The sequence below is a fragment of the Stenotrophomonas sp. Steno-Z1 genome (assembly GCF_056393175.1).
This window is the reverse complement of record NZ_JBWJPB010000001.1, coordinates 286,655-298,916: the sequence shown is the minus strand read 5'-3', so window position 1 is coordinate 298,916 and position 12,262 is coordinate 286,655. Positions and strand designations below refer to the sequence as shown.

8 protein-coding genes are annotated in these 12,262 nt (G+C 69.0%); 7 read left to right on the top strand and 1 reads right to left on the bottom strand.

The genetic code is table 11. The features are described from left to right. The first annotated feature begins 79 nt into the window (after window positions 1–79). Window positions 80–604, top strand: a complete 525-nt coding sequence (locus AC06FD_RS01275; protein WP_259206304.1) for a hypothetical protein — start codon at window positions 80–82, stop codon at window positions 602–604. 51 nt (window positions 605–655) lie between these two features. Here AC06FD_RS01275 and hrpA read toward each other — a convergent pair whose 3' ends face one another. Next, window positions 656–4,753, bottom strand: coding sequence for an ATP-dependent RNA helicase HrpA (gene hrpA / locus AC06FD_RS01270; protein ID WP_478076800.1), 4,098 nt, complete (start codon window positions 4,751–4,753; stop codon window positions 656–658). Between the two features lie 89 nt (window positions 4,754–4,842). Here hrpA and AC06FD_RS01265 point away from each other — a divergent pair, with 89 nt between their 5' ends. The 6 genes from AC06FD_RS01265 to AC06FD_RS01240 all read left to right on the top strand — a co-directional run bounded on the left by AC06FD_RS01265 (window position 4,843) and on the right by AC06FD_RS01240 (window position 12,246). Continuing rightward, window positions 4,843–5,394 (top strand): Dps family protein, encoded by a 552-nt coding sequence (locus AC06FD_RS01265; RefSeq protein WP_478076799.1) that lies wholly within the window; start codon window positions 4,843–4,845, stop codon window positions 5,392–5,394. Window positions 5,395–6,157: 763 nt separating this feature from the next. Continuing rightward, window positions 6,158–7,960, top strand: a complete 1,803-nt coding sequence (gene recQ / locus AC06FD_RS01260; protein ID WP_259206307.1) for a DNA helicase RecQ — start codon at window positions 6,158–6,160, stop codon at window positions 7,958–7,960. Between the two features lie 95 nt (window positions 7,961–8,055). Beyond that, window positions 8,056–8,448: a CopL family metal-binding regulatory protein gene (locus AC06FD_RS01255; protein ID WP_449334618.1), complete on the top strand. Its 393-nt coding sequence runs from the start codon at window positions 8,056–8,058 to the stop codon at window positions 8,446–8,448. A 96-nt stretch (window positions 8,449–8,544) separates the two neighbouring features. Further along, a complete protein-coding gene (locus AC06FD_RS01250) occupies window positions 8,545–10,344 on the top strand; it encodes a copper resistance system multicopper oxidase (protein WP_394161125.1) in 1,800 nt (599 codons plus the stop codon). Continuing rightward, window positions 10,341–11,465, top strand: coding sequence for a copper resistance protein B (locus AC06FD_RS01245; RefSeq protein ID WP_478076798.1), 1,125 nt, complete (start codon window positions 10,341–10,343; stop codon window positions 11,463–11,465). Before AC06FD_RS01250 ends, AC06FD_RS01245 begins: the two co-directional genes overlap by 4 nt. Window positions 11,466–11,733: 268 nt before the next feature. Beyond that, window positions 11,734–12,246 carry an N-acetyltransferase family protein gene (locus AC06FD_RS01240; protein ID WP_478076797.1) on the top strand — a complete coding sequence of 171 codons (513 nt, stop codon included), beginning with the start codon at window positions 11,734–11,736 and terminating at the stop codon, window positions 12,244–12,246. Window positions 12,247–12,262 lie beyond the last annotated feature (16 nt).

The window sequence follows — 12,262 nt, the reverse complement described above, 5'->3', positions numbered from 1 at the left end:
CACGCCCGCACGCCCCGGCTGCGTTCCCCTCAACGCCCGCCTCTGGCCCTACACTGCGGCAAACCTCCGGAGACCTGCCATGCGCTTTTCCCGTCTACGTTTGTTGGCCAGTGCGGCCGTCCTGCTCAGCCTGGCCAGTCCGGCCCTGGCCCAGCGCGTGGTCGAGGGGGATCTGCAGCAGCAGATGTCGCCGGCCGAGTTCAAGGCCGCCGGCCTGGACACGCTCAGCCCGGCCCAACTGGCGGCGCTCAACGGCTGGCTGCAGGGCAAAGTGGCGGCGGTGACCGCCGACGCGCGCCAGCAGGCGCGCGAGGAAGCCCGCGAAGAAGGCCGCCAGGAAGTGATCGTCAAGAACCGCGGCTTCTTCGACTTCGGCAGCAACGAGCCGATCACCAGCACCCTGCCGGGCGAATTCCGTGGCTTCGGCAAGGGCCGCACCTATGTGCTGGCCAACGCCCAGGAATGGGAACAGACCGACGGCACCACGCTCTCGGCCGTGCGCAAGACCGACCCTGCCGTCTCGATCACCCCCGGCGTGGCCGGCGTCTGGTACATGCGCGTGGAAGGCGTCAACACGCGCGCCAAGGTGCGCCGCACCAAGTAAGCGCACGCCGCTGCGCCCCCGCCCATCGGGCACGGGGCGCAGCCAGCGCACTCAGGCCTGGCGCAACGCGGCCATGCGCTGGGCCAGTTTCTTGGCCGAGATGCCGCTCCTGGCCCCCAGTTCCTGCGCGAACAGCGACACCCGCAGTTCCTCCAGGTCCCAACGCAGGGCCTGCCACTGCGGACGCTGGCGCAACCCGCGCACGTCGGCCTCGGCCAAGGCATCGATGAACGGCCGCAGCTCCAGCATGCGCGCCTGGTCGCGCGGTGGATCGCGCTTGGCCCGCTCGCTGCGCAGGATCATCGCGCGCAGGTAGCGCGGGTACTGGGCCAGTGCATCGGCGGGTGTCTCACGCAGGAACCCGGGATGCACCAGCGCGGCCAGCTGCTGCTCCAGGTCATCCAGGTTGCCGCGCGCCCACCCCATCAGCGGCGATTCCAGCAGCGGCTTCAATTCCGCCACGTGGGCCAGGATGTTCTCCGCCAGCGTGAGCCGGGCCATCGCCTCGGCGAACAAACCCTTGGCGGCCGCGTCGCGACGCTGCGCGTAGGCCGCCGGATCGCGAATCTCCGCCAGGCCTTCGGCCAACACGGCGTTCATCGCCGCATCGACCAGGTCGCCGCGCAGCCGCTCCTGCGACTCGATCGCGGCGTACAGCAGCCCGGTCTTGGGCGGCACCGGCAGCTGCTTGCGCGCCTGCTTGGCCTTGTCGGCCAGGGCGATTTCCAGCAACCGGCGCACGCCACGCGGATGCTGTTCGGCTGCTTCGTTGCGGTCGGCGAAGATGCGCAGCGCGGCGGTGTCGCCCTCGTCCACCAGTGCCGGGTACGCCGGCACGCCGGCTTCGCCAGGCACCTGCAGCGGAATCGGCGTGGCCGGGAAGTCGCGCAGGCCCTCTACCGCCAATGCCCGCCCGGCGCGCGCGGCGAAGGCTTCGCCGGCCTTGTCGCCGAAGCGCGCGCGCAGCGCGTCCAGGTCACGCGAACTGGCCAGCAGCTTTCCGCCCGCATCGAACAGGCGCAGGTTCATGCGCAGGTGCGCTTCCAGCGCGGCATCGTCGAAATCGGTGGCGGCCACCTGTGCGCCGGTGGCACGCGACAGGAACCGCGCCAGCTCGCCGCGGATGTCGTCGGCGCTGGGATCGGGGAAGGCCTCGGCGAACGCGCGGCCGAAGTCCGGCGCGGGCACGTAGTTGCGGCGCATCGCCTTGGGCAGGCCGCGGATCAGCGCCGACGCCTTGTCGGCCACGAAGCCGGGCGCCAACCACGACAGGCGCGCCGCATCCAGCGCGTTGAGCAGGTGCAACGGCACATCCAGGCTGACCCCGTCGTCCTCGCTGCCGGGCTCGAAGCGGTAATGCAGCGCCAACCGCGCATCCCCCAGCGGCAGGTACTTGGGATAGCGCTCGGCATCGCTGCCCTCGCCGGGCAACAGGTCGGCCAGGGTCCAGGCCAACCCGCGGCGCTTGTCCGGGGCCAGCCCCTTCCACCAGGTGTCCAGCGCGGTGGCCGAATGGATCTCCGCCGGCACCCGGTCCAGGTACCAGCGTGCCTGCCAGGCCTCGTCGGCCACGATGCCGGCGCGGCGCAGCTTGGCCTCCTCTTCCCGAGCCTGTTCGAGCACCTTGAGGTTGTCGGCGATGACGCTGGCGCGGGTATTGATCTCACCGGTCACCAGGCCCTGGCGCACGAAGATGTCATGCGCCTCGCCCGGCGCGATGCGGCCGTAGTGCACCGGCTTCTTCGGTGCCAGCACCAGACCGAACAGGCTGATCTGCTCGGAGGCCAGCACCTGCCCCTGGGCACGCGACCAGTGCGGATCGAAATGCTTGCGCAGCAGCAGGTGCGGCAGCTCGGCGATCACCCAGTCCGGCTCGATCGCGGCGTTGGTCAGGCCCCAGATTTTCTGGGTGTCCAGCAGCGTGGCCGTCAGCAGCCACGGCGGCGGCCGCTTGGCCAGCACCGAACCGGGGAACGGCAGGAAGCGGCGCTGGCGCGGGGCCAGGAAATCGCCCTTGTCGCTGCGGTGGCCGATCTGCGTCGGCAGGCCGGCGATCAGCGCGCGATGCAGGGTCTGGTAGGCGGCCGCGCGCACCTTCTCGGTGAACCCGCCCCCGGCGTCGCGCGCATCGGCCACCGGCGCGGCGGCCGGGGCCGCCACCGGTTCGGTCTTGCCCTCGCGGGCCAAGCGCGCGGCGCGATGCTGCTGACCGCGGGTCGCCTTGATCCGGGCGTCGTCGTCGCGCGCCGGCGCCGGCGCGGACGACCCGGCCAGCAGCGGGGCCAACGACGTCGCCGCCGGCTCCTCGGTCCAGCCCAGTTCCTCGCACAGCACGCGCAGCTGGCGATGCAGCTCGCGCCACTCGCGCATGCGCAGGAACCCCAGGAAGTGCCGTTCGCACCACCCGCGCAACTTGGACTGGGTCAGCTCTTCGTGGGCCTGGCGATAGCCGTCCCACAAGCGCAGCACGCCGACGAACTCCGAGCGCCCGTCGGCGAACAGCGCGTGGGCGGCATCGGCTGCGCCGCGCGCTTCCGGCGGACGCTCGCGCGGGTCCTGGATGCCCAGGAACGAGGCGATCACCAGCATCGGCCGCAGGCAGCCCTGCGCTTGGGCGGCCACCAGCATGCGGGCCAGCTTGACGTCCACCGGCAGGCGCGCCATCTGGCGGCCGACCGGGGTCAGCCGGCGCTCGGCATCCACCGCGCCCAGTTCGCCCAGCTGCTGCCAGCCATCGGCGATGGCACGCTCGTCGGGCGCTTCCAGGAACGGGAAGTCCTCGATCCGGCCCAGGCCCAGCTGCAGCATGCGCAGGATCACCCCGGACAGGCTGGAGCGACGGATTTCCGGATCGGTGAACTCGGCGCGCGAGAGGAAATCGGCTTCCGAGTACAGCCGGTAGCAGATGCCTTCGGAGACACGCCCGCAGCGGCCCTTGCGCTGGTTCGCGCTGGCCTGGGACACCGCCTCGATATGCAGGCGGTCCAGTTTCTGGCGCGGGCTGTAGCGCTTGACCCGGGCCAGGCCCGGATCGACCACGTAGCGGATGCGCGGCACGGTCAACGAGGTTTCTGCCACGTTGGTGGCCAGCACGATGCGGCGCTTGCCGCCCGGGTTGAAGACCTCGTCCTGGTCCTTGACCGACAGCCGCGCGTACAGCGGCAGCACCTCGGTCTCGCGGTACTTGCGCCGTTCCAGCGCCTGGTGCGCGTCGCGGATCTCGCGCTCGCCGGGGAAGAACATCAGGATGTCGCCGCGCGGATCGATGCGGGTGATCTCATCCACTGCCGCCACGATGGCGTCGTTGACGGTGCGTTCGCCGTCGCGCCCACCGTCCTCATCGCCACCGCCCTCGCCTTCCAGCGGTCGATAGCGCACCTCGACCGGGAAGGTGCGGCCCTCGACGCTGATCACCGGGGCATCGTTGAAATGCTCGGCGAAACGCGAGGTATCGATGGTGGCCGAGGTGACGATCAGCTTCAGGTCGGGGCGCTTGTGCAGCAGCTGCTTGAGATAGCCCAGCAGGAAGTCGATGTTGAGGCTGCGCTCGTGCGCTTCGTCGACGATGATCGTGTCGTACTGCGACAGCCAGCGGTCGCTGCTGATTTCCGCCAGCAGGATGCCGTCGGTCATGAACTTGATGCGGGTGTCATCCCCCACCCGGTCGGTGAAGCGCACCTGGTAGCCGACCACCGTGCCCAGCTCGGTGTTCAGCTCCTGCGCCACGCGGGTAGCCACCGCACGCGCGGCAATCCGTCGCGGCTGGGTGCAGCCGATCATCCCGGCCACGCCGCGGCCGGCGGCCAGGCACAGTTTGGGCAGCTGGGTGGTCTTGCCCGAGCCGGTTTCACCGGCGATCACCACGACCTGGTGATCGCGGATCAAGGCCGTGATGCGTTCAGCTTCACGCGCAATGGGCAGGCTATCGTCCAGACTGATCGCCGGCAGGTGCCGCGCGCGCGTCTCGCGCCGCTGCACCGACGCCTGCAAGGCCTGCTCGAACGCGGCGGCCACGCCTGCATCGGCGGGCTTGGACTGCCAGCGCGAGAGCATCCCGAGCAAGCGGCCGCGGTCGCGGCTCATGGCCCCGTCAATCGCGGCGCGCTGTTCGCGCAGGCGTGGAAGATTTTGTTTGTCGATAGTGCTCATCAATCGAATCGTTTAGAACTTTGATCACTACTGAAAGCGTAGTCTGATCTATTGTGAAGGCCATCCAATCCACAAGGAGGATCATCCCCATGGCGAAGACCAAGACACCGGCCAAGAAGACCCAGACCGGTAAGCAGAAGCTGGCATCGGCCGCCTCGTCGGCCCCGAACATCGATATCGGGATCAAGGAAGGCGATCGCAAGAAGATTGCCGATGGGCTGGCATCCTTCCAGGCGGACGCGTTCACGCTCTACCTGAAGACGCACAACTTCCATTGGAATGTCACCGGGTCGATGTTCAACTCGTTGCACACCATGTTCGAGACCCAGTACACCGAGCAGTGGGCAGCCCTGGACGACGTCGCTGAACGCATCCGCGCATTGGGCTTCAATGCCCCGGGCTCCTACCGCGAGTTCGCGGCCCTGACCTCGATCGCCGAGGAGCCGGGCCTGACCGACAGCGCGGACTGGCGTGAGATGGTACGCCAGTTGGTCGCGGCCAACGAGGCCGTGTGCCGCACCGCCCGCAAGGTGCTGGACGTGGCCGACGACGCCGACGACGCGCCGACCGAGGATCTGATGACCCAGCGCCTGCAGACGCACGAAAAGTACGCCTGGATGCTGCGTTCTTTGTTGCAGTAAAGCGTTTGCGCTTCTGGCATCTGCGCGCGGCGAGGGTCCAACCCCCTTGCCGGGACACGCCGTAAACCCATCCTTGGGGGCTCGCGGGCGCCATCCATGGCGCCCGACGGTCCCGGCAAGGGGCTCGGACCCTCGCCCAGATGGATGTGCATCCGGCGGTTGGGAAGAGAGAAAAGCATGCAGAACAGGCGCCCGGTGGCGCCTGTTCTGCGTTATGGGCCCTCCTTTGCTGGATGGAAGACAAAATTCTGGACCCGGATTCGGCAGTGGCTCTGCACGTTGCCCTTTGTCTTCGCCGTTGGCTGTGGATCTGGCTCCACCTCCTGCCCTTTGCCTTCTCCTTTTGCCTTTTGCTCTTGGCCTTTTGCTCTTGGCTCTTGGCCCCTTCCCCCCTTTTGCTCTTTGCTTTTGCCCCGTTGCTCTGGATCCAGCACCAACGCCGGCCCGCATTCGCCGTTGCCCCACCCTCCCATACGCACCAGCCAACTGTCGGGGCGTGGGGTGGGTGGGTTGGCGGGACCGTTGGGCGCCATGGATGGTGCCCACGAGCCTCCAGGGATGGATTTACGGCGTGTCCCGCCAACCCACCCACCCCGCGCCAACCATCAGCACAGAGACGATGGGCCTTGGCTTTGGCTTTGGCTTTGGCCTTGGCTCTGGCTTTGGCTTGCGCTGCGGCTCGTGAGGCCCGAAGGCAAGCCCCTACCCACTGATCCTCTGTTGGAGGACACGGCCAACCCGCCCGCCGGGGTAAACTAGCCCGATGTCTTCCCGCCCCGCGCACGACCTGCTCAGCCGCATCTTTGGTTACGACGATTTCCGCGGTCCGCAGCAAGCGATCGTCGAACATGTCGCTGCCGGCAATGACGCGCTCGTATTGATGCCCACCGGCGGCGGCAAGTCGCTGTGCTACCAGGTGCCGTCCCTGCTCCGCGACGGCACCGGCATCGTCATCTCCCCGCTCATCGCCCTCATGCAGGACCAGGTCGAAGCCCTGCGCCAGCTCGGCGTCCGTGCCGAATTCCTCAATTCCACCCTCGATGGCGAGACCGCCGCCCGGGTCGAACGCGAACTCCTCGCCGGCGAGCTCGACATGCTCTATGTCGCCCCCGAACGCCTGCTCACCGGCCGCTTCCTGTCCCTGCTCTCGCGCAGCCGCATCGCCCTGTTCGCCATCGACGAAGCCCACTGCGTCTCCCAGTGGGGCCACGACTTCCGCCCCGAGTACCGCCAGCTCACCGTCCTCCACGAACGCTGGCCCGACGTCCCGCGCATCGCCCTCACCGCCACCGCCGACCCGCCCACCCAGCGCGAAATCGCCGAGCGGCTCGACCTCACCGGTGCCCAGCATTTCGTCAGCTCCTTCGACCGCCCCAACATCCGCTACACCGTCGTCCAGAAGGACAACGCCAAGCGCCAGCTGCTCGACTTCCTCAAGGTCCACCGCGAACAGGCCGGCATCGTCTACTGCATGTCGCGGCGCAAAGTCGAAGAAACCGCCGAATTCCTGTGCAAGGAGGGCATGAACGCCCTGCCCTACCATGCCGGCCTCCCCGCCGACGTGCGCGCCGCCAACCAGCGCCGCTTCCTGCGCGAGGACGGCATCGTCATGTGCGCCACCATCGCCTTCGGCATGGGCATCGACAAACCCGACGTGCGCTTCGTCGCCCACACCGACCTGCCCAAGTCCATGGAAGGCTATTACCAGGAAACCGGCCGCGCCGGACGCGACGGCGAACCGGCCGACGCCTGGCTCTGCTACGGCCTGGGCGATGTCGTCCTGCTCAAGCAGATGATCGAGCAGTCCGAGGCCGGCGAAGAACGCAAGAGCCTGGAGCGCAACAAACTCGACCACCTGCTCGGCTACTGCGAATCCATGCAGTGCCGCCGCCAGGTCCTGCTGGCCGGGTTCGGTGAAACCTACCCCCAGCCCTGCGGCAACTGCGACAACTGCCTCACCCCACCCGATGCATGGGATGCCAGCGTCGCCGCGCAGAAAGCCCTCAGCTGCGTCTACCGCAGTGGCCAGCGCTTCGGCGTCGGCCACCTCATCGACATCCTGCGCGGCGGCGAGAACGACAAGATCCGCCAGTTCGGGCACAGCGAACTGAGCACCTACGGCATCGGCAAGGACCTCGACGCCCGCACCTGGCGCAGCGTGTTCCGCCAGCTGGTGGCCGCCAGCCTGCTCGAAGTGGACAGCGAAGCCTACGGCGGCCTGCGCCTCACCGACGGCAGCCGCGAGGTCCTCAAGGGCCAGCGCAAGGTCATGATGCGGCGCGAAAGCCCCAAGACCCGCGAGCGCGACCGCAGCGGCCAGCGCACCGGCCTGTCCGTGCTGCCCGAGGACCTGGCCCTGTTCAACGCGCTGCGCAGCCTGCGCGCCGAACTGGCCAAGGAACAGAATGTCCCGGCCTTCGTCATCTTCCACGACAGCACCCTGCGCAACATCGCCGAACAGCGCCCCACCAGCGTCGACGCGCTCGGCCGGGTCGGCGGCATCGGCGGCACCAAGCTGTCCCGCTACGGTGAGCGCCTGGTCGAAATCGTCCGCGAGCAGGGCTGATGGCCCGCGTGCGCCCTGACGGAGCCGGGTCCAGGGTTGAACACCGCGTTCAGCCGCAGGTGCGCACCGCCCGGTTTGGCGCTAGGGTAAGCCCCATGTCTGCCGGTGGCCTGCTCCTGCGCGTGGTGTTGATGCTCAGCCTGTTGCTCAACGGGCTGAACGCCGCCATGGCCGCGCCCATGGCATTGGCGATGGCCACCCCGCCCGCTGCCGCAACGGCGGCCCCGCCCTGCCACGACGCACCGGCCGCAACGCCGATGCAGCCTGGCCACCACAGCCACATCGATGCCGGCGCCCAGGCGCCGCACGACGGCGACCACTGCGCGATCAAGGACTGCCTGCGCAGCTGCGCGCAGCAATCCAGCCTGCCCCCGTCCATCGCCTGGCTGCCCAGCCCGCCGCCGCTGTCGCTGGCACCGGTGAGCCTGCCGCGCCCAGCACTGCCAGCGCCGCCGCTGGACCGCATCACCCGCCCTCCGATCGGCTGACCGCGCGCCCCGAGCGCCCAGCGATGTGACCCCGTGTGCCTGCGCACACGGCTCCGCGGCACCCCACGTGCCCGTCCGATTCGATCCGGAGTTGCAATGTCCTTCCCAACCCAACCCGGCACGGGCAGCCCGCCCATGCCGTCGCGCCGCCTGTTCGTGCAGGGCGCCGCCGCCGGTGGCGTGGTCGCCGGCCTGGTCGCCAGTGGCCTGCCCGCGCGCGCCTTTGCCGCCGCCGGCCCCGCCGTCGCCAGCGCCCCGCAGGTGCTCACTGCCGCGGATGTCCAGCTCAGCATCGGTGAATCCCTGGCCAATTTCACCGGCCGCACCCGCCCGGCAATCACCGTCAACGGCAGCCTGCCGGCGCCGATCCTGCGCTGGCGCGAGGGCGACACCGTCAGCGTGCGCGTGGCCAATACCCTGCAGGGCCACCCCACCTCGATCCATTGGCACGGCATCCTGCTGCCGGCCAACATGGACGGCGTGCCCGGGCTGAGCTTCAACGGCATCGCGCCCGGCGAGGCCTACCAGTACCGCTTCACCCTCAAGCAGTCCGGCACCTACTGGTACCACAGCCACTCGATGTTCCAGGAACAGGCCGGCCTGTACGGCGCGTTGATCATCGACCCGCTGCAGCCGGCCCCGTACCGCTTCGACCGCGAACACGTGATCCTGCTGTCGGACTGGACCGACCTTGACCCCGGCGCGCTGTTCCGGCGCATGAAGAAGCTGGCCGAGTTCGACAACTACTACAAGCGCACCCTGCCCGACTTCCTGCGAGACGTACGCAAGGACGGTTGGGCGGCCGCCACCGCCGATCGCGGCATGTGGGGCCGGATGCGGATGACCCCGACCGACATCTCCGACATCAACGCCCACACCTACACCTACCTGCTCAACGGCACCGCCCCGGCCGGCAACTGGACCGGGCTGTTCCGCAGCGGCGAGAAGGTGCTGTTGCGCTTCATCAACGGCGGCTCGATGACCTACTTCGACGTGCGCATCCCCGGCCTGAAGATGACCGTGGTCGCCGCCGACGGCCAGTACATCCATCCGGTCAGCATCGATGAATTCCGCATCGCCCCGGCCGAGACCTTCGATGTGATCGTCGAACCCAGCGGCCAGGATGCGTTCACCCTCTTCTGCCAGGACATGGGCCGCACCGGCTACGCCGCCGGCACCCTGGCCGTGCGCCATGGCCTGCAGGCGCCGATTCCCGCACGTGACCCGCGTCCGCTGCTGACCATGGGCGACATGGGTCATGACATGGGCACGATGGGCCACGACATGCCCGGCATGGGGCACCAGATGAAGGGCATGGAAGGCGGTTGCGGCGCGCACATGGGCCACGCGGCCCACGGCGGCACGGCCAGGGCGCCCCGGCATCCGCCCAGTGAACAGGGCAACCCGCTGGTGGACATGCAGAGCATGGCGACCGAACCCAAGCTCGATGATCCCGGCATCGGCCTGCGCGACAACGGCCGCCACGTGCTCACCTATGCCGCGATGCACAGCCTCTTCGACGATCCCGATGGCCGCGAACCCGGCCGCGAGGTCGAGCTGCACCTGACCGGCCACATGGAAAAGTTCAGCTGGTCCTTCGACGGCATCCCCTTCGCCAGCGCCGAACCGCTGCGGCTGAACTACGGCGAGCGCATGCGCATCGTGCTGGTCAACGACACCATGATGCAGCACCCGATCCACCTGCACGGCGTGTGGAGCGACCTGGAAAACGCCGACGGTGACTTCCAGCTTCGCAAGCACACCATCGACATGCCCCCGGGCACGCGCCGCAGCTACCGCGTGCGCGCCGATGCCCTCGGCCGCTGGGCGTACCACTGCCACCTGCTGTACCACATGGAAGCGGGGATGATGCGCGAAGTGAGGATCGACGAATGAGCCGTTCTCCGATGTTCGCGATGTCGATCCTGAGCAGCGCCTTGCTGCTGGCTATCTCCGCCCCGGCGTGGGCGCAGTCGCACGCCGGCCATGCGATGACCCCGCCGCCCAGCGCCGATGCGCCCACGGTCGCTGCAGACACGGTGGACCACGCCACCATGGACCACGGCGAAATGGATCACTCGAAGATGGATCACGGCGCCATGGACCACGGCCAGATGGATCACGCGAAGATCGATCACGGCAGCGTGGACCATGGCCAGATGGATCACGCGAAGATCGATCACGGCAGCGTGGATCACAGCCCGACGGATCGTGCCCGGACGGACCACGGTGCCCCCGACCATTCGACGATGGACCACGCCGCCATGGGCCACGGCCCGACCAAGCCGCCTGCCCGCAATGATCCGCGCGAACCGATCCCGGCGGTGACCGATGCCGACCGCATCGCCGCCTTCCCGCCGATCGATCACGGCGCGATGGAGCACGCCCCCGACCTCCACAGCCTGCTGCTGGTCAACCGCCTGGAACACTGGGATGGCCAGCACGGCAACGGGCAGGCCTGGGAGGCCAGCGGCTGGATCGGCGGCAACATCCACCGGGTCTGGCTGCGCAGCGAAGGCGAACGCAGCGGCGGGCGGACCGACGCGGCCGACGTGGAAGTGCTGTACGGCCGCAGCGTATCGCCGTGGTGGGATGTACTGGTGGGCGTCAAACAGGACCTGGGCCGCGGCGATTCGCGCACCTGGGCGGCATTCGGCGTCCAGGGCCTGGCCCCGTACAAGTTCGAAACCTCGGCGACCGCCTACGTCGGCGAAGGCGGCCAGGTCGCCGCCACGGTGGAAGTGGAGTACGAGCTGCTGCTGACCAACCGCCTGATCCTGCAGCCGCTGGTGGAAGCCACGTTCACGGCCAAGGACGATCCGCGCTACGGCAATGGCAGCGGCTTGAACAAGGTCGAGGCAGGGCTGCGCCTGCGCTACGAGGTCAACCGTCGCTTCGCCCCGTACATCGGCATCAGCCACGAACGCCTGTTCGGCGACACCGCCGAGTACCACCAGGCCGCGGGCGAACGCGCCCGCGACACCCGCTGGGTGGCCGGCGTGCGCGTCTGGTTCTGAGGTAAAAAAAGATCCCGGGCGCGGCGGGCGCCCGGGATAACAGGGGTCGTGCATGCCGGATCCGACGGGCCCAGGCGGGGCGTCACAGGCCGCCGCGCGTGGCGCGGTTGCGACCTGTCCGACACCCGGGGCCTTGCTCGTTGGCGACCCGGGTACTGATGTGATGCCCCGGCGGGAAACTTCCGCCATCGGCCGCGCCGTTTTCGCGCGATCAAGGGTCCATCGCGTACGCTTTGCGCCCCGTCCCCGCCGCCCGCTCACTGCCGCCATGCCCCTGCAGATCCGACGCGCCACCCCGGCCGATGCGCAGACCCTGTCGGCGATCGCCATCGCCACCTACACCGAAACCTTCGGCGACTCCTACCCGCCGCAGGACCTGCAGGCGTTCCTCGAGGATCACTACAGCGTCGCCCCGCAGCGCGCCGAGCTGGACGACCCGCGCAGCGCGGTGTGGTTGCTGGAGGATGCCGGCCGTGCGATCGGCTACCTGGCGGCGGGGGCCAACGGCCTGCCGCACGCCGATGCCCGCGAGGGCGACATCGAACTCAAACGCCTGTACGTCCTGGCCAGCCACCAGGGCGGCGGCCACGGCGCGCGGCTGATGGCCGCGTTCCTGGCGTGGCTCGACCAGCCGGTACGCCGCACCCTGTGGGTGGGCGTGTGGTCGGAAAACATCGGGGCGCAACGCTTCTATGCGCGCTACGGCTGCGTCCAGGTCGGCACCTACGATTTCGTGGTCGGCGACAGCCGCGACCTGGAATTCATCCTGCGCCGGCCCTGATCGGCAGGACCGGCGC